We start from the raw sequence: 22,222 nt of genomic DNA, 5'->3' as shown, positions 1-22,222 counted from the left end.
ATATTGTGCTTAAAAAGCTCAAAATACTTGTATAAAATTTTAGATTGGATTATAACTAGGTAAGTGTACTTTAAAGGATCAAGGAGATGTATTGATTTGACAGCAGAACGCTTTTTTTCTCATAAATTAGGGATGATCGCTGCGGCAGCTGCAGCGACATTTTTGTGGGGGAGTGCTTTCCCATTCATTAAGCTCAGTTATGAAGAATTGAACATTCAACCTAATGAGATTGGTGAACAAATTTTATTCGCTGGTTACCGATTCATTTTGGCTTCATTAATGATTATGGTTTTTTACGTATTTATAAAACGAAATATCTTTTTGAAAAAGAGTACAATTAAGCCACTAGTTCATATAGGTTTGTATCAGACATTTTTTCAATATGTTTTATTTTATATAGGATTAAGCTATTCAACGGGCATACAAGGATCAATAATCGCAGGGACTACGTCATTATTTCAAATGATTTTTGCACATTTTATGTATAATGATGATTCCTTAAATAGAAAAAAGGTAGTAGGGGTACTAGTTGGGTTTACAGGCGTCATTTTAGTAAATATAACTAGAGGTTCCTTTTCTTTTTCATTCGGCTTAGGTGAATTATTATTACTTCTTGCAATGGTTTCGGGTGCTTTTGGAAATTTAAAAGCGAGAAATGGCAGTTTTAGTATGGATGTTGGCTATTTAACTGCTTATCAAATGTTATTTGGATCCTTTGGTTTATTAGCCGTAGGGATGATAATGGCAGGTATATTTCCTTTTGAGTTTACAGTAAAGTCATTATTCTTATTGCTGTATTTAGCATTTTTATCTGCAGCAGGTTTTGTGCTTTGGAATAATGTCATGAAATATAATCAGGTCGGCAAGGTATCGATGTTCTTATTTCTTGTCCCTGTATTCGGTGTAATATTATCTAGTATACTATTACAAGAATCGATTCACTTTTTCGTTGTATTTGGATTGTTGTTTGTTACATCAGGAATTATTATTGTGAATCGACCTGATAGGAAGCGGCTAAGAAAGGTGAATGATCAAGTTAGTTAAGCCATGTACTAATTTTTTTGCTGCCAACTATTGAGTGTTATCAAAAGTCGAATATACAAAAATACACCTCGATGTTATGTTATCGAGGTGTATTTTTTATAGTTAATCATGTTAATGGAATTTCGATTATAAAAGGAATATTGTTAGTGGTTGAACACTTATTAATGAGGTATTGTGTTGAAAAGCAGTAAACTGTTATTCAGCGATTTCTTCAAATTGGTAGTAAGTAGTATTGTAAATATGCTCAATTTCAGCGTCTGTCATGTAGATTAAGTGATCTCGATCCATACCTTTCATTTTCTCAATGAACTCAATCATATTTTTTCTTTCTTGTCTACTCATTTATATCCGCTCCTTTTTTCATCTGTTTTAATACAGTGTATTATCTTTGTTTGTATTATATAACAGTTTAATAAAAATGTGCAAATACTTTTTTGATTTTTTTGAAAATATTTTAGTCTGCCGAGAGTTATTTCGTAACTGTATAAATGATGTGGTTTCTTTCTATACTTTGCTACTGTATTTAAGGAGAACAGTTAGGGGAGTTTAGTTGACGATCGTTGTTAAATTTAGTATTTAATGCAACAAAAGCTTTGTTACACAACTAGACCTCAACTATATAAGTTGAGGTCTAATTTATCTGGGTGATGTCCTACATTATTTTTTTGATGTAAGATGAATGCAGTAGCACAGAGGCTCGTATTAAATAGTTATTTGCTCAATCTCACAGGTTCACTTTCTTGTATGGTAGGCTGTTTACCAAAAAAAGTGACGATAAAAAATATGCTTAATAACATGATGCTTATAATAGTGAAAAAGCTAATATTTTCGAAGAATTGTATAAATGTACCTCCTAGGATAGGACCTGCTAAACTACCTACACTAAATGCAACACCACTAAGTAAATTTCCTGTTGGAAGTAGATTTTTTGGCATTAGGTCTGTCATATAACTTATACCCATGGAAAAAGTAGATCCTACTAACATACCTGCTATGAAAATGAACGTCGTTAGTAAAACGATGGATTGTTCGAAAAAGCTGGCAGCTAAAAATGCTACAAAACCTAAGAAAAGAATGCCCATTAAGATATTTCTACGACCAAATTTATCACTCAGCATGCCTAGCGGTAGTTGGAACACAATACCTCCTATAGCGAAGGCAGTAAGTAGAATTGAAACACTTGCTACCTCTAATCCAATCCTTAAACCGTAAACAGGGAAGCTACCATTTAAAGACGATTCTAGAAATCCGTAGCTTAATGGTGGTAAAAATGCAACCCAACCGTATTTCCAAGCTTGACTAAAACGTTGAATCGTTTCTTTGAAAGAATTTGACGCGATATCTTGTTCAGGATAGTCATTATCAAGCATAAAAATGAATATCCATCCAATGAGACATAACAAAGATGATACTACAAAAGGGAGTGTTTCATTAATTTTTACTAAAGGAGTTAATAATGGGCCAGTCGCAAATCCAAGGCCGAAAAATAAGCCGTATAAAGAAATATTTCGTCCTCTTTTTTTGGCTGAGGAAAACGAAGTTATCCACGTTTGAGTTGCAAAGTGTAGTGCATGATCACCTATGCCAATAAAAAGACGTAAAATAAACCAAAACCAAAATGATTTCCAGAGAGGAAATAGCGCGAGAGATACGATCACTATGAGTCCGCCCATGATAATAACAGATTTATAGCCAAACCTTCTTAAAGGCTGCTCCATAAACGGAGATATAAGAAGTATCCCAATATAAAGCGCAGTTGCGTTTAAGCCATTTAAAGACGAACTAACCCCGTCATTTTCAAAAATAATTGCTATAAGTGGCAGTAGCATACCTTGTGAAAAACCAGAAATCATAACAATACTAACTAGTATCCAAAATCGAAATTTATTTTTATCCATTGTATTACCTCTATTTCTAACGATGTTGATAAAATGCACCCGATAAAGATCGTACAAATAAATGAAGAGATATACAAGGGTTTTTCAGAAATAACATCATTTGTTATATTTATTTTTTCTAAGCGGTAATACACCCTTAACTGTTTGTATAAATAAGACGAGGAATTAGTAATAATTTCTCAATGCTTAAGTGAAAAATATATGTAGTATTCAATGAGAGTATGGTTAGTAAAATATTCCCTTATTTTACTAATAATAATTATAGCTATAAACAGAAAGGTTTGAGGAAATGAATAAAATATTTTTTCTCCTAGTAGCTACTGGTATCCCACTATCCGTTGTTGGTAGTCTATTGCATTGGTCACCTGTGATAATGTTCGTTATCTACAATATTACAATTATTGCTTTAGCTAGCTACATGGGGAGAGCAACAGAAAGTATTGCTATCGTTAGTGGACCACGTATAGGTGGACTTTTAAATGCCACATTTGGAAATGCAGTTGAGCTAATCATTTCAATCTTTGCTCTAAAAGCTGGTCTTATTGGTGTTGTATTAGCTTCGTTAACTGGATCCGTTATCGGGAACTTACTACTTGTAGGCGGATTATCTTTTTTTGTTGGAGGCTTGAAATTTAAACGTCAAGAATTTAACGCATACGATGCTCGTCACAATGCGGGTCTCCTAATGTTTGCTGTTATTGTTGCGTTTGTAATCCCTGAAGTTTTTTCAATGGAAATGACTGAAAGCCAAACGCTAGATTTAAGTATTGGGATATCAATTATTTTAATGGCATTATACATAGCTGCACTATATTTTAGGCTTGTCTCACATCGTGGGGTTTATCACCATAGCTCGGATGAGGTAGAAGAACACGAGGAACCGGAATGGTCGAAAAAGGTAGCCATTACAGTTTTAGCGCTAGCAACTGCAGCAGTTGCTTACGTGTCAGAAAACCTTGTTCACACATTTGAAATAGTAGGTGAAACGTTTGGGTGGAGCGAGTTGTTCATCGGGGTGATCATTGTTGCTATCGTAGGGAATGCGGCTGAACATGCTTCGGCGATTATTATGGCGTACAAAAATAAAATGAATATCGCTGTAGAAATCGCAGTCGGTTCAACCTTACAAATTGCCATGTTTATTGCACCACTACTTGTACTTATTTCTTTATTCTTCCCGACAAAAATGGCTCTTGTGTTTACGCTTCCTGAGCTCGTAGCCATGGCTTCTTCAGTATTCTTAACGATTGTTTTGACAAATGATGGAGATACGAACTGGTTTGAAGGTGCAACACTATTAGCAGCATATATCATTATGGGAATTGGCTTTTACTTATTATAAAGCTCTTTTCAAAACCTTGTTGTTATTGGTAATAAATTAGAAGTGCAAGAAGCAATTTTATTAATTTGTAAATATTTACAAACAGGAAGATGGCACGTATTCTAGTTATATAAGTGTTTATTTCTTAGCTCGAAGAAACTGCAGTCTATAGGTAAAGAGCCTATATAAGGCTCTTTCCGTACACTTTGTTGCTATTGGTTGTAAATTAGAAGAGCAATAAGTGGTTTTATCCCTTTATCATTGTTTTAAAGAAGAAAAGATGGCACAAGTTTCAAACTTTGAGAATAGTAAAGACTTGTCCATTGTTAACAAAAGTCAAGATGTTTTGAACTTAAATCTCATATCATTCAAAGAACATAAATAAGGATGCCTTCAATGTATCTGACCTACCTATTAAGTTATTTATTAATAGGCAATGATTTCAGACATTATTGTTGAAGCACCCTTAATTTTTTATGTTCAGGAAATGGAATTGTAAAATAAATATATTTCCAATCGTTATCATCTACGTAAATTCAAAGTAATTATTACCTAACTACATTCACACAAACTCACTTGTCGTATTTCGTACCTTTTTAAAGTAGTCACTACGATGATTCTACTCGATACGCATACCTCCTTATGTGTTGTATGATGCTTTCGAGATCCCTCCTTTTTGGTAAGTATAGTTTATTATATTCAAAATTTATTTGAATATTCTGTTTATTACACGCTTTTTTTTAGTTCTTTTCTTATTTTTGAATGCTTGTCATCGTTTATGTCATGAATCTTTTAAAAACAACAACAGCAATTGTGAAAATAGTTTGTTGAACTTAGTAAATGTATTGTTGAAGAAAAATATGCAAATTGATGTAATTAAGTTGGATAATCTATAGTCTGTTCGAAAAAACTAATGAAAAGATTATGTGTTTGAAAGGAGTAATTGCAAATGAAACGTATATCACAGTTTATTGTATTATTATTCTTTATGTCTTTAATAAATCCGAATGTCATTACAGCAGAGGAAAAGCAAAAAGCAGCAAAGAATCAATATGTAATACCTGATTCTGTTGTAAATATTTCAAAAGAAAATACTTATCCAAACCCAACAGAAGATTTACCATACTTGGAGCCAAGTGAACTTGCTAAGAAGCTTATTGAAAGATCAAATGTAACAATAGAAAATCCGGATCTCATACGTATTTTAAATGAGTCTTCTATAGGTAACGCACCGCATGCAATTGGGTATCGTGCAACGATTTTTTTAGGTGAATGGCCATTAAATTATGAATCACAAGAAACGACAACAAACTGGGAATATCAAAAAATTAATACTAATTATTTTGATAATAGAGGAGGAGAAGCACCTCAGAAAATATTTTACACCCAGGATACCCAAAAGGTAGTGAAGGGAGGTTTAACTTCAACTGTCCCAAATGAAGAGGATGTAAAAAAGATGATGCTGTTAAAATCAATGGACAAAACTAAATTACAATTATCGTTTCAAACGATTGTTGGCTTAGGTACAAAAAAAGAGCAAATATATAATATACCTCCAAAGAAAGTGGGCTATTTATATTCACACTCACCTGCTGTGAATGAAAAAGGTAAAGTGACCTATGGTGAAGTATATTTAGTGTTGAGGGGTAACAGTAAGAAAATTGAGGTTAAAAATGTAACTTCTCAAGGGATAGGTGCTTGGATTCCTGTCCAAGATCATGTATCATTCTCCTTTGTTACAACAAATCATCCGAGATAAGGAAAGAGCGCTATTACGACTTTAGTGTAATAGCGCTCTTTGTTGTTATTGAAAGAATGTATTTTAATGATTGTTGCTTTTCGTACTAGGAAATAAAAATAAACTAAGCATCCTAGGCATCTATTCTCATTTGAATTGAGGTCATTTGCATAGAATTATTTATTGTTGTTCTAAATTATTTTCAATGGTAACAAAGCTTACGAAAAAAACTATTGAAATTGTCTTGTGCTTGTCTCGTCGTTCATTTCTTGGTTGTTTTGTACAATTAATTGGCCTTCAGCCATTAAAATATCATGGTCAAACATAGCTTGAGCAACAATTCGTCTAGTCTCTTTCGCTGCAGTCCAGAAGTGTGCGTCATCCACTAAGCCTATAATTGTATACTCATAGCCGCGAAAGCCAGCATTTAGGGACGTCATTCCATATACTTGGAATGGTTCAATGACTTGTTCATTGTTCGTCTTTAAATAAGCTTGTAAAGAATCATTTAATTGAACACAAGTTTGCTCTAACAGTTTGAATACTTCTTCTGGATTTTCTCTAAAACTAACGACGACGCGTTCGATGACACGCATATTTTCAATATTATAGTTTTGGATTTGTTGAATTTCCCCATTACTAATAGTAAGCAACTTGCCACTCCATTCACGCACCTTCAAAAACCTGAGTCCGATCTCTTCTACCGTCCCGTTATACGTGTTGTTGACAGTGATAAAATCCCCTTTATCAAGTTGTTTTTCATACAACAGGAACACACCTGACAACACATCCTTTATTAGCCCTTGTGCGCCTAAGCCGAGTATGATTCCTGCTACACCAGCTCCAGCTAGGAGTTTTTCAGCTTCAATGTCAAAAAGCTCATCAAGCGTATATATAATAAAAGCAAATGTAGCTACGTATTTCGTAACCGAGCGAACCATACTTTCAATTGTTTGTTCTTTGCGCTCTTCAAAAAAATGTGTTCTCTTAAAAAAGTTGTGAACCATTCTATTAATAATGAGGACAGCTAACCAAACGATAAACCCAAAACGGATGACTTTAGTTATTTCATGCTGCCATACTGTATTTAGTATTTCTAACGTAGTTTGCATCATTTATCAACACTTTCTGTGAAATTAATTTTCAACATTTATATATACAATAACGATTAATCTTAAGTTTTTCAATAGAAACTGCTAAGCTTCGCTTCTTACTAGTTTCGTTTCATTTGTTAGAAAATCAGTGTCTTTGTAATAACGATCCTTTACTAATAAATTGGGACCAAGACATTTTACAGCAGGACAGTGGCAGCTTAACATTTTTGCTAAAGGAGATTGCGTCCAAAGCTGATAAGATTCTAATAAAGAATTCGATTGTATATTCCCTAATGGGGGGGCATCACCGAAATCTGTGACAATGACTTCTCCAGTAAATATGTTTACATTTAATCTAGAACGACCGTCAGGATCATTTCTTACGGATATATTTCTACTCTCGTATAGACGTCTTAGCAAGGTGAGATCCTCATCTTTATCACTGCAAGGATAAAAAGGTAGTGTGCCAAAAAGCATCCATGTATTTTCATCACGTACGTCAAGTAAGTGATGAATGGCTGCTCGGAGTTCATCTAATGACAGAACTTCTAAGTGACTAGCAAAATCGCTCGGATACATTGGATGAATCTCGTGACGTGCACACAGCATGTCATTGATCACTTGATGGTGGATCTGCTCTATATAAGGGAGAGTCCTTTTGTTTAACATCGTTTCTGCAGAGATCATAACACCCTCTTTTGACAATGCTCGGCTATTTTCGATGATTTGGTTAAAATACTTTTCACGCTGTTTAAACGTTGGCTTACGCTCCATCATCGCAAACCCACCCTCAGCAAATTCTTCAACTGTTCCCCAGTTGTGTGATATATGAAGTACGTCTAAATATGGAATGATTTGTTCGTATTTACTTAAATGAACTGTAAGATTTGAGTTCAATTGTGTGCGCACACCACGATCATGAGCGTATTTTAATAACGGTTTAACATATCCATTAACTGAGGATGAAGATAGCATTGGCTCACCACCGGTAATACTTACGGAGCGTAAATGTGGAATCTCATCTAGCCTCGTTAATAATAGATTAAGGGGCAATGGATGTGGATCCTTTGATTGTAACGTATAGCCAACTGCACAGTGCTCACAGCGCATATTACATAAAGTTGTCGTGGTGAATTCAATATTTGTTAATTCTAGTTGACCTAACTCCTCAACATCTGTGTATGCCTCCCATGGATCATTTAAGGGAGAAATTAGCTTTTTTTGTTTTGTTGTGCTCATGTATAACTCCTTAACGATTGTTTTTGACTAATGCTCTTTTCGTAAACTTTGTTGCTATTTTTGATGAGTATTATAATAGCTTAATAATTCTATAAGTAGAAAAGATGCCACGAACGCTATTTGACTACGTGCTTATATCTTTGGACAAAAAGTAACAATCAATGTGAAAACAACTTTGACTAAACAATAACCTCCGATAATTATGTAGAATTGTGAGGGATGTTGTCAAATGGTTGTGAATTCGTTACGATAATAGAGAGAAAGGGGCGAGCTAGTTGGATAAAACATCAAATGGCAATCACTCACAAATAATATATTTGAAGGATCGATTAAATATGTTTTTAGAGACGATCGACTCATTAGATCCAGAAGAAACAAAGCTTGAAGATATTGATCGTTTAATACAGATGATTGATGATATTGAAGATAAATGTGAACAAATAAAAGATCATAAATAAAGACTTTTTTCGTAAACTTTGTTGCGTTTTTTAACTTACATGAGTAACTGATGTGTATGATATGTATGAAAAGGTGTGTTGAACGTTAGTTATATTCATGTATAGCTCTTATTACGATAAGCCACAATTAATTAATCAGGTGTGGAATACTCTACACCTGATTTTTACTTTTACAGTAAAAGGGAGTTAGCTTGGTCTAGAATTTATGGAAGGTAACATAGATTAAGAATATGGAGCTTATGATTCAAATTTCTCGTTTTTCTAAATGGCTTCAATATATAATGATTACGGAGGTGTTGTTGTGATGAAAACTGCATTAGTATTCGGAGGAACACGTTTTTTTGGAGTGAATTTGGTTAATGAATTATTAAAAAAGGGCTTTCAAGTAACTGTTGCAACGAGACAAAAAAGTACAATCCCATTCGGCGATGAAGTGAAAAAGTTAAAGGTTGATCGATTTGATAAGCAGTCAGTAATAACTGCGGTACAAAATAGTAAATGGGATATTGTATTTGATCAAATATGCTATAATGCACAGGATGCAGAAATTACCATTGAAGCTTTAAAAGGTAAGGTAGGTAAATACGTATTTACATCAACGATGTCAGTTTATGACTATGGTGTGGATATGGCAGAAGAATTGTTCGATCCATATACATATGAAATTAACCCTATTCCTACGGACGAAATATCCTACCAGGAAGGCAAACGACAAGCAGAGGCTGCTTTTTTTCAACATGCTTCTTTTCCAGTTGTAGCAGTTCGTATTCCGATTGTGTTGGGGGAGCATGATTATACAGAACGTTTGAAGCTTCATATTGACAAAATGAAAAAACAAGAACAAATATACTTCCCTAATCTCGATGTAGGAATGGGCTTTATTAACCAGCAGGAGGCAGGGGACTTTATTGCTTGGACGGGTACCCAAGATTTTGCAGGACCTATCAATGCTTGTGCTGATGGAACGATTTCGATGGGTGAATTGATGGAGCTTATTGAGAAAGAAATCGGCAAAAATGCTGTGCTTTCTAAAGAATCCACAAAAGACGAACACTCTCCATATGGAATTGAAAAAACATGGACAATCTCTACTGATAAAGCAAAAGGGTTAGGATATACATTCACTAATCTATATCAGTGGTTACCAAACTTAATAAAAATAATTGCTAACGAGAAATAAGTACTACCATTGAAGGTCAGAACTCATGGTACATATCTTTAGCCTTAGGTATGTAGTTGTAGAGTTATCTGCCCTTTTTTATGTTGTTCTTTTATAAGCTCTGTTGCTATTTTATCTCACTTATCATAGCAAAACGATGTTATCTGTGATCGATACGAGTTATAGAGAATTGACATTAATGCGATAAAAAGTCTATCACAATGAATGCTATTGGTAATATAATTACTATATTTATTTGAAAAGATCATTTTATATAATTAAAAATTACGTTAAAATGTTGTTTAGAAATAATAGGAGAGATGAAATTGGATAATATAAAAAAAGAAAAAATAAAAACTTGGTTAATCGTTGCTCTGATACTTTCGCTTGTAGGTTCTTTCGTTCTTTTTTTCATAGGTTATTATACGATTGGCTTTGTGGTAGGTGGAATGTTTATGGTTTTAGCTACTCTTTTAGGTCAGTGGTCTTTTCACAAAAATGCAGATTATGTACACAGAAATATTTATAATAACAATAACAAATAAAATTGCGTTTGGGTTGATTCCAAGCGCTTATTCTAGTCTTCTTAACCTTTTGACTATGAAATTAAACATATAGAGCAGAAAAATGGGAACTTCAACCATTAGAACCGAATTTGGGCCTTCAGGAACCCTATTATATCAACCATTCAAAAATCACCGATCTATAATAGAATAGCCTTTAAACTATTTCGTTGTTTGTTGTGTTTTTATTTTTTCTAGTAACTCATATTCCCTCCAATCGATTTCCTTTACCTTTTTCGAGGATTTATAGCATTTTTTACATACATAATTTCCTGGGATGAGAAAAGGTACCCAACAAAAGAATACACCGTTTGGGAATATTAATAGCAACATAGCAATTGGTAATTTAAATTCTAAATAGTTCTTTTTTTCTATCATATCTGAATCGCAATGTATACAAAGCTTCAACTTGTTGATTCCTCCTCTAACCACTGTAATTCGACCGTTCTTTATTAAAATAATGATGTTTTTCGTGTCCAACACCTTAGCTTTAATAACAAATTTTACGATAAGATTCTAAAATAATTATAGCATTATTTTCCTATTTGGTAGTGTGAAAAAGAAATCGCTTTCGAAAATAATATTGTAGGAGTATAATTTAATTGTGAAAAATAAGACAACTTCATTTTAGCGGAATATAAGGGGGATTTTGTATGGAGAAGCTTCAAGAAAGTATGTATAAGCTTATCGTTGAAACATCTACAAACTTACCAAAGGATGTCCGTAGTGCTATTGCAAAAGCGAAAAAACGTGAAAATGCAGGTACTCGAGCTGCTATGTCATTATCAACGATTACGAACAATATTTCCATGGCGGATGAAAATGTATCGCCTATTTGTCAAGATACGGGTTTGCCAACATTTAAAATTAAAACGCCTGTAGCGGTAAATCAGTTAAAGGTAAAGGATGCGATTTATAGCGCTATCGCACAAGCTACAAAGGATGGCAAGCTACGTCCTAATTCTGTTGATTCCTTAACTGGAGCCAACAGTGGTGATAATTTAGGTATAGGCACTCCGGTAATTAAGTTTGAACAATGGGAGAAAGATTATATTGATGTAAGACTGATTTTAAAAGGTGGAGGCTGTGAAAACAAAAACATCCAGTATAGTTTGCCATGTGAACTAGAGGGGCTTGGTCGTGCAGGACGTGATTTAGACGGAATTAGAAAATGTATCATGCATTCAGTATATCAAGCGCAAGGACAGGGATGTAGTGCTGGTTTTATTGGTGTTGGAATCGGAGGAGATCGTACGAGTGGTTATGAGTTAGCTAAAGAGCAGCTTTTCCGTACGGTTGATGATGTAAACCCTAACGAAGATTTACGTAAACTTGAAGAATACGTGATGGAAAATGCGAATAAGCTCGGTATTGGTACAATGGGCTTTGGTGGGGAAACAACGCTTCTCGGCTGTAAAGTGGGTGTCATAAACCGAATCCCAGCAAGCTTTTTTGTATCAGTAGCGTACAACTGCTGGGCATATCGACGCTTAGGTATGACTGTAAATCCAGAAACGGGCGAGATTAATGAATGGTTGTATCAGGACGGAGAAAAAGTAGATTTTGCTAATGACGCAAATAAAGCTGACGAGGAATCGGAAACACGTGAAGTTGTATTACAAGCACCGATAACGGAAGAACAAATCCGTGAATTAAAAGTGGGAGATGTCGTTCATATTAATGGCATGATGTACACTGGGCGCGATGCGATTCATAAATATTTAACTGACCACGATGCGCCAGTAGATTTGGACGGACAAATTATTTATCATTGTGGACCAGTAATGTTGAAAGATGAAGAAGGCAATTGGCATGTAAAAGCAGCAGGTCCTACTACATCAATTCGCGAAGAGCCGTATCAAGGTGATATTATGAAGAAGTTTGGTGTCCGTGCAGTTATTGGTAAAGGTGGTATGGGACCAAAAACACTTGCAGCTTTAGAAGAGCATGGTGGCGTTTATTTAAATGCTATAGGTGGTGCAGCACAATATTATGCTGATTGTATTAAATCAGTTGAGGGAGTTGACCTCATGGAGTTTGGCATTCCTGAAGCAATGTGGCATCTGCAAGTTGAAGGGTTTACTGCTGTAGTAACGATGGATTCTCACGGCAACAGCTTACACGAAGATGTTGATAAATCATCTTTAGAAAAGCTAGCGACTTTTAAAGATCCTGTTTTTAAATAGGAGATATATATGATTTTTCAAAGGATCATTAGCAATTGCTAGTGATCCTTTGTTATTGGAGGTGTACAGTAGATTTATGGACTAACCTTTATTGTTTACGGGTCAAATTAGATGTTATATGGGTCAAATTCTGAATATGCGGGTCAAATTAGATGATATATGGGTCAAATTCTGAATATACGGGTCAAATTAGATGTTATATGGGTCAAATCCTGAATATACGGGTTATATTTGATGTTATATGGGTCAAATTAGATGTTATATGGGTCAAACTTTGAATATACGGGTCAAATAAGATGATTTACGGGTCAAATTCTGAATATACAGTTCAAATTAGATGTTATATGGGTCAAACTCTGAATATACGGTTCAAATTAGATGATATATCGGTCAAATTCTGAATATACGGGTCAAATTAGATGATTTACGGGTCAAATTCTGAATATACGGTTCAAATTAGATGTTTTACGGTTCAAATCCTGAATATACGGTCCAAATTAGATGATTTACGGGTCAAATTCTGAATATACGGGTCAAATTAGATGTTTTACGGTTCAAATTCTGAATATACGGGCCAATTTAAATGGTTTACTGGTCAAATTAGATGATATACGGGTCAATTTGCTGAACTTATGGGTCAATATTTAAATTTATTAGTCAAAAGAGCACATTCGTGAAAAAACAAGACTAGTGTAATTTTGCACTAGCCTTGTTTAAGTGTATGTTAATCAATCCCTAGGTTTTGATATTGATTAACGGAAACGATTTGTTCATTATTATCTGCATACTCTAGCTTTAGAGTATCTCCTTGCTCAGTAAATATTGCATATGGAAAGTCACTGGAAGAAACCATGAATATTTTATCGCTATTATCTAGAAGTATAAAAATAAAAGTTACACCATCATCAATTTCCTTATAAACACGCAGAACATCCCCTTCTATATTCTTTTCTTCACTAGTTGTAGAGGCGCGGTGTGTGGAGTCGGTTCTAGAAAGGGCGCTTTTATACTTATTGAATGCTTCTTTTTGTGTTGATCCAGTAGCAAAAACTTTTGCATTTGACGCTAAGATCACTGCATACTGACGAACTAGACCACCATCATCTGTAACAGGTACAACCCAACTTGGTTCACCGTACACGTTGTAAATAACTGGCATCGTACCATGCCACTTTTCCTTTTTAAAAGTATTATCGACAACCTCTTCAGCTGCAGAGCCATCCATAACCCCCTTTACTAATTCACCGTTATAGTAGTTTAATTCACCTGTTCGTGCGTCAATGAGAGAGTAACCAAGTGCTGAATCTACACCTTCTTTCGGAGAGGTAAAGTCTGTAAAGTAATACATTTTTCCACTCTTCCCAAAAATAGGTGTTACGCCTTCGTACGTACCCCAATCGGTAGGTATTTTAACATCTGTTTGAGAAAATAAGCTGTTCCAATAACCATGTGCCAGATATCCGAAGTATTCATTCTGGAGTGAAGCTGTTTCGAAATTGAGCACACCATCGATAAAGGCAGGTGCTTTTTCTTTAGTATACTTCTGAATATCACCAGTGTTAGGGTCTACTAAAATTACTCCTTTGACATTAAATCCAGAACGTAGAGAAACTTTATCACCATATGTCATTGTATAAAAAGGTTTACCGTCATCAGCTATCTCAAATTTCGGTTCACCATAAAATATCCCTTTAGGAAATGCCTTGCGAACAATTCGTTGAAGGTTATCATTAAAATACATGCTAGGTACATATTGCATCTCATAGCCTAAGGCGAGACTGGCTTCTGCGTCAGGGTTTGTACCTGACATTGTAATGTACCCAGGAGTGGAACCGGCTTTTCTTGCTTTGAAAAAACCAGAAGCTTCTATAGGTGCTACATATAATGTCTCACCGTTGACGATTTGTGGTGTTAAATCACCGAGTTCAAAATACGAGACATTATCAATGTTACCAAAAACCTTTAGCATTTTATTACGAGCAGTTTCTGGTGGGACAGAAAAAGGTGTATCCTCATTGGTAAAAGGTTCTGATATATCATGAACTTCAAAATTAACTCCTTCATATTTATTTTTAGCAATGATCATTGAATGAAAAAAGGTTGTATAAACAAAAGCTGCAATGAGGAGTACACTTAACGTTGCTTTAATCATCAAAACTTTATTATGGTTCTCATAAAAATAGGAACTAAGAATAATAAAACCTGCTGCAACAATTGTGTAGGTTGTTAAAATTGAACTTATTTGATTATCAATTAAAAAGAAATACTCTACTATTCCAATAACTAACCAAAAAAGCACAGGAATCCATATTATTTTTACTGTAGATTGTCTTTCTTGTTTTGTCCAAGGCATCATAAATAAAGAGATCGTAAGTAAAATAACAAATTTCACTTTGTTCTTCCTCCCTCCGCATATATATCTTGTACTACGTCTATATGCATCAAAGGTTTCATTTTTATAATTGGCTCTTGTCGTAAACTGTGTTGCCAAAGTTTCTAACTAAGAAGTCATCGTTTTATAGAAGAAAAGATGAACTATGTTTGTTTTTTTGTGCGAAAAACAATCTATACGAAAACAGCTTTATAAAATAGACATCGGAAAACTCTACCTAGTATGAAATTCAACTAACGTAAAAAACTAATAAAAATATGTTGAACTTATATTATTAGGAGGGTGTCGATTGAAGATTCGATTCATACAAGCAATTTTTCTATCGCTATTATTAGCAATTACTTTTTCATATACAACAGAAGCGAGTGAATCTAACGAGCCGATTCATTGGGGGTTTAAAAGAAGTACGAATAATGAACCACCTTCAGCTGGTGAGGAACTTGACCAATTACTTGAAAAATACAATAGCTTTTATATAGGGGATACATCAAAAAAAGATATATATTTAACGTTTGATAACGGGTATGAAAATAACCAATATACTGCCAAAATATTAGACGTTTTAAAAGAGAAAGATGTGAAAGCAACTTTTTTCTTGACAGGTCATTATCTTAAAGATCAACCGAGTTTAGTCAAACGGATGGTAGAAGAAGGACATATCATTGGTAATCATTCATGGAAGCACCCTGATTTTACAACTGTTAGTGATGAGCGTTTAAAACAGGAGTTGGAGTCAGTCAAGAAAAAAACCGAGGAGTTAACAGCTCAAAAAGGTATGAGTTTCTTACGTCCACCTAGAGGAATCTTTAGTGAACGAACATTAGCCATATCAGAACAGCTAGGTTATCATAATGTTTTTTGGTCATTGGCATTCATTGATTGGCATATTGATCAACAGAAAGGCTGGAAGTATGCGTATGATAACATCATGAAACAAATTCATCCTGGTGCAGTCATCCTTTTACATGCAGTATCAAAAGATAATACAGAGGCACTTGGAAAGGTGATAGACGATCTTCGTGAACAAGGATACTCTTTCAAAAGCTTAGATACACTCATTATGGAAAAAGTGTTATTAGAGCCAATCATTTTTGAAAGATAAGATAGTAAACGTAGAATACTTTCTTTTTTTGACATAATTTCATTTAATACTTTTGTAAGATTTTTGTTATTGTTTGATAAGGTTCATCCGCGATTATAGTAGTGTACAAAAAAAGAAAGGGTGAACGAAATTATGAATAAAAAAAGTCTGTTGTTTACAGGTATTGGCATCGTAGCAGTATTAATAGGGTGGTGGTTGTTGTCACCATTGTTTATAGACAAGCAAGTGAATGAGCCGTTACCTGGTTCTGCAAACGCATCCGGTGAACATGGAGAAATGATGGATGATAAAGAAGATATGGGTTCTGATGAAGAAGCGATGAAAGATGATATGGAAGAAACAATGGAGGGTGAAGATAAGGAAGGCATGTCTGAAAAAGAAGAAATGAGTGATGATGCATCTGAAGAAGCAATGAACAAAGATAAAGAAATGTCTAACGAATCCTACGCTGGAACATTTGTTGAAGTTGATAATGAGCATAATATTAGCGGTAATGCATTCACTGTCACAGCAGATGGCAAAATGTATATACGGTTTGAACAATTCTCGGTAACGAACGGTCCCGATCTTAAAGTTTATTTAACTAAAGAAGGGCAGCCTACGAGTGAGGGTGTTGATTTAGGGAAATTAAAAGGTAATCAAGGTGATCAAAACTATGAAATTCCTGAGGGTGTAGATTTAAGTGAGTATAACAAAGTAGTCGTTTGGTGTCGTGCGTTTGATGTTGATTTCGGCTACGCAATGCTTGAAAAGCAATAATATCCACTCTCGTGGTACAATACGAGAAAAGAGGTAAGAGGTGGATAGTGGATGTCACAGAAAATCTTAGTTGTTGATGATGAGTCCAACATAACAGATGTTTCAAAACGTTACTTAGAACGGGAAGGTTATGACGTTTTATTAGCATCAAATGGAGAAGAAGGTATAACACTTTGGCGAAGCCACAAACCGGATTTGATTGTCCTCGATGTGATGATGCCAAAAAAAGATGGCTGGGAAGTGTGTGAAGAAATAAGAAATGAGGACGATGTACCCATCATAATGCTCACTGCAAGAGGAGAAGAAATGGATCGACTCATGGGACTGACGCTAGGGGCAGACGATTATATGACGAAGCCATTCAGTCCCCGTGAGCTCGTATTGCGGGTGAAAGCTATCTTTCGTAGGATTCATGTTGGTAGTAAGAAGTCAACTGAGAAATCGACAACGACTAAGCTTAAATTTGATGGCTTAGAAATTGATTCTGAAATGCGTAAGGTGGTAGCGTTTAATAATAATATTGAATTAACTGTTAAAGAATTTGACATGTTGTTTTTACTTGCAAGCCACCCAAATCAAGTGTTTTCAAGGAGCCAACTATTAGATAAAATATGGGACATTGATTTCTTTGGGGATACAACTACAGTCACTGTTCATATTAGAAGACTTCGTGAAAAAATAGAACAGAATCCATCAGAACCTGTCTTTCTTCAAACTGTATGGGGTATAGGTTATAAGTTTACTGGGCGTGAATTGTTATGAAGATGCGCACGCAACTACTAATTGCTAATGCACTAAGTATTATTATCATATTAATATTCCTTACGATAAGCTATGTTCGAATGCTACTCCCTAATGAGGCGATTGAGCTTTTAACGATTGTAACCGTAGCGGCTGGTATTTTATCATTTTTTATTCATGGGTTGTTAATTAGACCCATTGAAAAGGCGATAACTCTTATTAGATTAGAATCAAAAAAAATTGCAGAGGGTAAATTTGAAGGTAAAGTTTCCTCAATAGGACCTAAAGAATTTCAGCAATTGGCAGAGCATTTTAATGAAATGAGCAGCAAGCTTGAGGAAAGCTTTACAAAGATCAAGCAAGCTGAAGCATCGAGAAAAGAACTTGTTGCAAATATTTCACATGACTTACGTACTCCATTGGCTTCAATTCAATCATTTGTTGAAGCCCTGCAGGATGATGTTATTGAAGATAAACAAACGTTTGATCAATATTTAAAAACAATACGTCTTGAAACGAAAAGACTTGATCATCTGATTAATGATTTATTTCAACTTTCTCAACTTGAGGCAGGTACTGAGGCATTTGAACCTACCCGATATCACTTAGATAGCTTAATAGTTGAAACACTCCAAAATCAATATTTTCAAATTGAAGAACACGGCTTGAAGATATCGGTTCAAATTCCAGATAAGCTTTCTCCGTTAATGATTATGCCCGAAAAAATAAAGCGAGTGCTGATTAATTTTATACAAAATGCAATACGGTATGCTCCGAGAGGAAGTCAGCTAGGAATTGATGTGAAGGAAAGTGTAGATTGTGTTAAGGTCAGTGTTACTGACGAAGGAGAAGGTATCAACGAATCAGAGCTTCCACATATTTTTGAGCGGTTTTATCGGGTTGAAAAATCACGTAATAAAGCTCATGGCGGTGCTGGGTTAGGATTAGCAATATCAAAATCTATTATAGATTTACATGGCGGAGAAATTGGTGTGCAAAGTAAACAAGGTGAAGGAAGTACATTTTATTTTACACTCCCGAAACAGCATAAGTAGTGAACGACAGGCGATCTTGCACCTGTCGTTTTGTTATAAGTTCTTAAAGTCACAAATCATTTCAAGAAATCTTTCTTTTTCTTCTATATAAGGAAAGTGATTGCTTAAGTCGAATATGTATAAAGTCGAATTTGTTAAGCATTTACTTATTTCTTCTGAAAAGATTAAAGGACATTGTGTATCATAACGCCCACAAAAAACAAAGGTTGGAATTGTGATTAGCTTTAATTCATTACGTATGTCATAATCCGGAATCTCTTTGAATGAAAAATAGTCCAACCTTCTTTGGACAACTTTACCACTACTAGGTTTTGTAAAGTATTCATCACGTCTTTCGATATTAAATAAAGACATATTCGTCCATTCTTTATTGGCCACTTTACGTTCATCAATTGTGGATGTAGGAGACTTAAGAATCGAAAAGATACGTTTTAATTTTTTGTTTAAATGACTATGTGGGCTATACATACTGTCTTCGTGCTCTATATACTGATTTGTAGCAGCAGCTCCACCGACCATAAGCTTTTTGATAGAATTGGGGTATGTCGTAGTATACATTAGCCCAAGCATTCCACCAGATGAGTGTCCAGCAAAGCACCACCTCTTAATATTTAGCGAGTCCCTAATTGCTTCTAAATCGTTTACTGCTTCTAGCATACTTAATTCCTCTTCTTTCAGTGCAATACTTGAATTACCTGCTTCTTTTAAATTGATTAGAAAGACCGTAAAGTCCTCTACGAAAGTATCTGCAAAGTAATAGCCTAATTCATTAAACTCACTGTATAGATGGGTAATACATATTGGTTCGCCTTTTCCTTGTGTAAACACTTCAAACTGCCCTCGAGGTGTATTAATAAATCGTCTTACCCACATATAAAGCCTCCTAGGTGTGAAATAATTTTGTTTTGATAAATCAACTTTCGACAAATTCACGATAAAACCCTCTCATAATTCAGTGTTTTATTGTAAAAATAGGTAAAATAAAGTAATCTAATATAATATTATTTTGCTAAATTGTGGGAGGGAGAAAAAGTTGAATAAACTGGAGTATAAGGTTAAAAGAATAGATAATATAGATGACCTACTAGTACTAACAACGAGCGTAGCTTGGAGCTTTACTGGGCAACAGTTTGAGCTTTTGTTATCAGTAGGTACTTTCTATGGTCATTACGATAACAACAGAATTATATCCTGTGCAGGAATTTTTCAGTATGAGAATAATCTTGCATCAATTGGTATTGTTTGTGTCCATCCGCGATATCGTCGTAAGGGATTAGCTAAACAATTAATGACAATATGTATGGAAGAAGCTAATAAATTAGATTCACCAATCTCACTTGTCTCTTCTCCAGAAGGGTTTCCTTTGTACAAATCTCTTGGTTTTAAAGCAATAAGAAATATCCATAGATTACAGTTAGATAATAGTTATTTACCGTTAAAACAAGGAGAGCTTGAGAAAATTGAACAGATGAATATAGAAGATTTAATAGATGTGATTCAGTTAGATATAGAAGCATTTGGACTTAATCGCAGTGCAATGTATGAACAGCTTTTTTATAATATGGAAAGTGGTTTCGTTGTAAGGGGAGAGGATCGAATGCTTAAAGGGTTAAGCATGACAACGAAAGTAGGAAATGCGATCAGGGTTAGTCCGTTGATAGCTAAAGACCCTAGCATAGCTAAGCTATTAATATCCAACATTTTTGGACATCACGCATGTCCAATACAAATTGATGTACCTTCAAATCAAGCGGATTTTATTAATGAATTAGAACAGAGGTATGATTTTAAAAACATACTATTATCTCCACAAATGACTTTATATGCTACAGATTTACCAGGAAAGAATGACCATATGTATGGAATTTTAAATCCCGCCTTTGGATAAATGACTTACGTTCTCAGATAATATCACGACTATATATTATGAGGTGCAAAAACCAGGAAACTGTAATAGGTTCCTGGTTTTTATCGAAATGAGACTAGAAAAGTGGTGAATCTTCTAGCTGTGGATTATATGATTCCATAAAGTCGTTTGTTACATTTACAAAAATGTTTAATGCCTTCTCAAATGCAGTAATATTTAAATTGCCATAACTAATTCTTAAATGGTGATATTCTGGATCGTTTGGGTAGCACATTGCTGAAGGTAGGAACGATAGCTCTTGTTTCTGTGCATGTAATAATAAATGATCTGTGTTTACGTGAGTAGGAAAAGAAATCCACATGACGGGCCCACCTTTAGGAACCGTCCATGTAACACCTTCTACGTTTAAGCTTTTTAGTGCTTGAATAAGGAGGTTCCGTCGATATTTTAATAGAGAGTTTTGTTTCTTAAAATGCTTTTCAAAGTTAAATGTTTGCATAAATCGTGCAAGGATTCGTTGATTTAATAATGGGGAGCCGAGATCTGAGACACTTTTGGCAGCCTTTAACTTATTTAATATTTTCCCATTTGCTACGATGCAGCCTATCCTAAGACCAGGAGATATTGTTTTACTAAACCCCCTCATATAAATTACATGACCGTACTCATCCATGGATTTGATAGGCTTTGCAGAACCTTCTATAGTTAGCTCTGTCCAAGGATCGTCTTCAATAACGATTACATTGAAAGCCTGTGCAATTTCTATTAATCTCCTTCTCTTTTTCGGAGGAAGTATTGTCCCCATTGGGTTTTGGAAAGTGGGATTTGTGTATATGAGCTTTGGTGAAAATTGCTCACATAAACGTAAAAGCACGTTAACATTGATTCCATCTTTATTGGTAGGTATCGTTTTAATGGTTACGCCACGGGATTTAAATAAATCAATAATGCCAATATATGTTGGTGCTTCGACCAATACGACATCTCCTTCATTAAGAAAAGTCTTAGCAACTAAATCGAGCCCTTGCTGGACACCAGTTGAGATGATGACTTGATCAGCGGTTGATGATAAGCCATAATGGGAAAGGTATTCACATATCGTTTCACGTATAATTTTATCTCCAGGTCCAGGGCCATAAGTAGTTAAAATATTTGGCTCAGCTGTAATGACTTTTTTAGTAACTGCAGTTAATTCTTTTACTGGCAAGAATTCTTCGCTCAAGTTAGCGAGTGATAAGTTATATCTAAGTTGATTAGAAAATGATTTCATCTCCTTCCATGTTTGTGCCCTCGGTAAATAATCAACAATCATATTTTGCCAGTTATGATGAGATATCTCTTCTTGTTGCTCATGTTGTTTTTTTACATAACTCCCCTTACCATGTCTTCTTTCTATTAATTGCTTTTTTTCAAGTAATTCATATGCTTTTTGAACGGTGACTAAACTAACATGTAGTTGATCAGCAAGCTTTCGAACAGATGGTAATCTATCTCCTTCTGACATTAAGCCTGTTTTAATACGATCTGATAATGATAGGTATATTTGCTCAGGTAATGAGTGATCAGAATCTTTTGAAAGAGATATATTCAATGTCATCATCCTTTC

Annotated in this window: 20 protein-coding genes; 12 read left to right on the top strand and 8 right to left on the bottom strand. The window is 34.7% G+C overall.

Annotation, left to right across the window (positions count from 1 at the left end; all coding sequences use genetic code 11):
• The first annotated feature begins 96 nt into the window (after positions 1-96).
• Positions 97-1,044, top strand: coding sequence for a DMT family transporter (locus JM172_RS03430; protein ID WP_214480669.1), 948 nt, complete (start codon positions 97-99; stop codon positions 1,042-1,044).
• Between the two features lie 195 nt (positions 1,045-1,239).
• Here JM172_RS03430 and JM172_RS03425 read toward each other — a convergent pair whose 3' ends face one another.
• Together JM172_RS03425 and JM172_RS03420 are read right to left on the bottom strand one after the other, a co-directional pair.
• Complete coding sequence (locus JM172_RS03425) at positions 1,240-1,386, bottom strand: BH0509 family protein (RefSeq protein WP_214480668.1); 147 nt, start codon at positions 1,384-1,386, stop codon at positions 1,240-1,242.
• A gap of 368 nt (positions 1,387-1,754) precedes the next feature.
• Positions 1,755-2,942, bottom strand: a complete 1,188-nt coding sequence (locus tag JM172_RS03420; RefSeq protein ID WP_214480667.1) for an MFS transporter — start codon at positions 2,940-2,942, stop codon at positions 1,755-1,757.
• 289 nt (positions 2,943-3,231) lie between these two features.
• On the opposite strand from JM172_RS03420, the gene cax reads away from it, so the two are divergent.
• Both cax and JM172_RS03410 read left to right on the top strand, forming a co-directional pair.
• The gene (cax, locus tag JM172_RS03415) at positions 3,232-4,284 is read left to right on the top strand and encodes a calcium/proton exchanger (protein WP_214480666.1); all 1,053 of its coding nucleotides are present in this window, start codon (positions 3,232-3,234) and stop codon (positions 4,282-4,284) included.
• 928 nt (positions 4,285-5,212) lie between these two features.
• The gene (locus JM172_RS03410; RefSeq protein ID WP_214480665.1) at positions 5,213-6,022 is read left to right on the top strand and encodes a YfkD famly protein; all 810 of its coding nucleotides are present in this window, start codon (positions 5,213-5,215) and stop codon (positions 6,020-6,022) included.
• Between the two features lie 209 nt (positions 6,023-6,231).
• Here JM172_RS03410 and JM172_RS03405 read toward each other — a convergent pair whose 3' ends face one another.
• Both JM172_RS03405 and yfkAB read right to left on the bottom strand, forming a co-directional pair.
• The gene (locus JM172_RS03405) at positions 6,232-7,113 is read right to left on the bottom strand and encodes a mechanosensitive ion channel family protein (protein ID WP_250886500.1); all 882 of its coding nucleotides are present in this window, start codon (positions 7,111-7,113) and stop codon (positions 6,232-6,234) included.
• An 84-nt stretch (positions 7,114-7,197) separates the two neighbouring features.
• The gene (yfkAB, locus tag JM172_RS03400; RefSeq protein ID WP_214480663.1) at positions 7,198-8,334 is read right to left on the bottom strand and encodes a radical SAM/CxCxxxxC motif protein YfkAB; all 1,137 of its coding nucleotides are present in this window, start codon (positions 8,332-8,334) and stop codon (positions 7,198-7,200) included.
• 275 nt (positions 8,335-8,609) lie between these two features.
• Here yfkAB and JM172_RS03395 point away from each other — a divergent pair, with 275 nt between their 5' ends.
• The 3 genes from JM172_RS03395 to JM172_RS03385 all read left to right on the top strand — a co-directional run bounded on the left by JM172_RS03395 (position 8,610) and on the right by JM172_RS03385 (position 10,496).
• Positions 8,610-8,792, top strand: a complete 183-nt coding sequence (locus tag JM172_RS03395) for an SE1561 family protein (protein WP_214480739.1) — start codon at positions 8,610-8,612, stop codon at positions 8,790-8,792.
• Positions 8,793-9,057: 265 nt separating this feature from the next.
• Positions 9,058-9,972, top strand: coding sequence for an NAD-dependent epimerase/dehydratase family protein (locus JM172_RS03390; protein ID WP_250886486.1), 915 nt, complete (start codon positions 9,058-9,060; stop codon positions 9,970-9,972).
• 305 nt (positions 9,973-10,277) lie between these two features.
• Positions 10,278-10,496 (top strand): hypothetical protein, encoded by a 219-nt coding sequence (locus JM172_RS03385; RefSeq protein WP_214480662.1) that lies wholly within the window; start codon positions 10,278-10,280, stop codon positions 10,494-10,496.
• A gap of 180 nt (positions 10,497-10,676) precedes the next feature.
• Here JM172_RS03385 and JM172_RS03380 read toward each other — a convergent pair whose 3' ends face one another.
• Positions 10,677-10,922 carry a hypothetical protein gene (locus JM172_RS03380; protein WP_214480661.1) on the bottom strand — a complete coding sequence of 82 codons (246 nt, stop codon included), beginning with the start codon at positions 10,920-10,922 and terminating at the stop codon, positions 10,677-10,679.
• Between the two features lie 245 nt (positions 10,923-11,167).
• On the opposite strand from JM172_RS03380, the gene JM172_RS03375 reads away from it, so the two are divergent.
• The gene (locus JM172_RS03375) at positions 11,168-12,700 is read left to right on the top strand and encodes a fumarate hydratase (RefSeq protein WP_214480660.1); all 1,533 of its coding nucleotides are present in this window, start codon (positions 11,168-11,170) and stop codon (positions 12,698-12,700) included.
• 724 nt (positions 12,701-13,424) lie between these two features.
• Here JM172_RS03375 and JM172_RS03370 read toward each other — a convergent pair.
• The gene (locus tag JM172_RS03370) at positions 13,425-15,092 is read right to left on the bottom strand and encodes a DUF3981 domain-containing protein (protein ID WP_214480659.1); all 1,668 of its coding nucleotides are present in this window, start codon (positions 15,090-15,092) and stop codon (positions 13,425-13,427) included.
• 337 nt (positions 15,093-15,429) lie between these two features.
• Here JM172_RS03370 and pdaA point away from each other — a divergent pair, with 337 nt between their 5' ends.
• The 4 genes from pdaA to JM172_RS03350 all read left to right on the top strand — a co-directional run bounded on the left by pdaA (position 15,430) and on the right by JM172_RS03350 (position 18,749).
• Positions 15,430-16,194 carry a delta-lactam-biosynthetic de-N-acetylase gene (gene pdaA, locus JM172_RS03365; protein WP_483297239.1) on the top strand — a complete coding sequence of 255 codons (765 nt, stop codon included), beginning with the start codon at positions 15,430-15,432 and terminating at the stop codon, positions 16,192-16,194.
• A gap of 132 nt (positions 16,195-16,326) precedes the next feature.
• Positions 16,327-16,953 (top strand): DM13 domain-containing protein, encoded by a 627-nt coding sequence (locus JM172_RS03360; protein WP_214480657.1) that lies wholly within the window; start codon positions 16,327-16,329, stop codon positions 16,951-16,953.
• A gap of 51 nt (positions 16,954-17,004) precedes the next feature.
• A complete protein-coding gene (locus JM172_RS03355) occupies positions 17,005-17,715 on the top strand; it encodes a response regulator transcription factor (protein ID WP_214480656.1) in 711 nt (236 codons plus the stop codon).
• Entirely contained in the window at positions 17,712-18,749 is a 1,038-nt protein-coding gene (locus JM172_RS03350) for a sensor histidine kinase (RefSeq protein ID WP_214480655.1), read from the top strand. Before JM172_RS03355 ends, JM172_RS03350 begins: the two co-directional genes overlap by 4 nt.
• Positions 18,750-18,782: 33 nt before the next feature.
• Here the strand turns inward: JM172_RS03350 and JM172_RS03345 are convergent, their stop codons facing one another.
• Entirely contained in the window at positions 18,783-19,622 is an 840-nt protein-coding gene (locus JM172_RS03345) for an alpha/beta fold hydrolase (protein WP_214480654.1), read from the bottom strand.
• 160 nt (positions 19,623-19,782) lie between these two features.
• Here JM172_RS03345 and JM172_RS03340 point away from each other — a divergent pair, with 160 nt between their 5' ends.
• Positions 19,783-20,637, top strand: a complete 855-nt coding sequence (locus JM172_RS03340) for a GNAT family N-acetyltransferase (RefSeq protein ID WP_214480653.1) — start codon at positions 19,783-19,785, stop codon at positions 20,635-20,637.
• 94 nt (positions 20,638-20,731) lie between these two features.
• Here JM172_RS03340 and pdxR read toward each other — a convergent pair whose 3' ends face one another.
• Positions 20,732-22,207 carry a MocR-like pyridoxine biosynthesis transcription factor PdxR gene (gene pdxR / locus JM172_RS03335; protein WP_214480652.1) on the bottom strand — a complete coding sequence of 492 codons (1,476 nt, stop codon included), beginning with the start codon at positions 22,205-22,207 and terminating at the stop codon, positions 20,732-20,734.
• Positions 22,208-22,222: the final 15 nt, after the last annotated feature.

It is taken from the genome of Bacillus sp. SM2101 (assembly GCF_018588585.1).
Classification (GTDB): domain Bacteria; phylum Bacillota; class Bacilli; order Bacillales; family SM2101; genus Nanhaiella; species Nanhaiella sioensis.
The sequence above is the reverse complement of the archived record's forward strand: the minus strand, read 5'-3'. Positions and strand labels throughout refer to the sequence as shown.

Excerpts from the sequence above, each read along its gene's own strand:
- JM172_RS03425 (WP_214480668.1), bottom strand. The coding sequence starts at position 1,386 with ATGAGTAGACAAGAAAGAAAAAATATGATTGAGTTCATTGAGAAAATG.
- JM172_RS03420 (WP_214480667.1), bottom strand. The coding sequence starts at position 2,942 with ATGGATAAAAATAAATTTCGATTTTGGATACTAGTTAGTATTGTTATG.
- cax (WP_214480666.1), top strand. The coding sequence starts at position 3,232 with ATGAATAAAATATTTTTTCTCCTAGTAGCTACTGGTATCCCACTATCC.
- JM172_RS03410 (WP_214480665.1), top strand. The coding sequence starts at position 5,213 with ATGAAACGTATATCACAGTTTATTGTATTATTATTCTTTATGTCTTTA.
- JM172_RS03405 (WP_250886500.1), bottom strand. The coding sequence starts at position 7,113 with ATGCAAACTACGTTAGAAATACTAAATACAGTATGGCAGCATGAAATA.
- yfkAB (WP_214480663.1), bottom strand. The coding sequence starts at position 8,334 with ATGAGCACAACAAAACAAAAAAAGCTAATTTCTCCCTTAAATGATCCA.
- JM172_RS03390 (WP_250886486.1), top strand. The coding sequence starts at position 9,058 with ATGGCTTCAATATATAATGATTACGGAGGTGTTGTTGTGATGAAAACT.
- JM172_RS03375 (WP_214480660.1), top strand. The coding sequence starts at position 11,168 with ATGGAGAAGCTTCAAGAAAGTATGTATAAGCTTATCGTTGAAACATCT.
- JM172_RS03360 (WP_214480657.1), top strand. The coding sequence starts at position 16,327 with ATGAATAAAAAAAGTCTGTTGTTTACAGGTATTGGCATCGTAGCAGTA.
- JM172_RS03355 (WP_214480656.1), top strand. The coding sequence starts at position 17,005 with ATGTCACAGAAAATCTTAGTTGTTGATGATGAGTCCAACATAACAGAT.
- JM172_RS03350 (WP_214480655.1), top strand. The coding sequence starts at position 17,712 with ATGAAGATGCGCACGCAACTACTAATTGCTAATGCACTAAGTATTATT.
- JM172_RS03345 (WP_214480654.1), bottom strand. The coding sequence starts at position 19,622 with ATGTGGGTAAGACGATTTATTAATACACCTCGAGGGCAGTTTGAAGTG.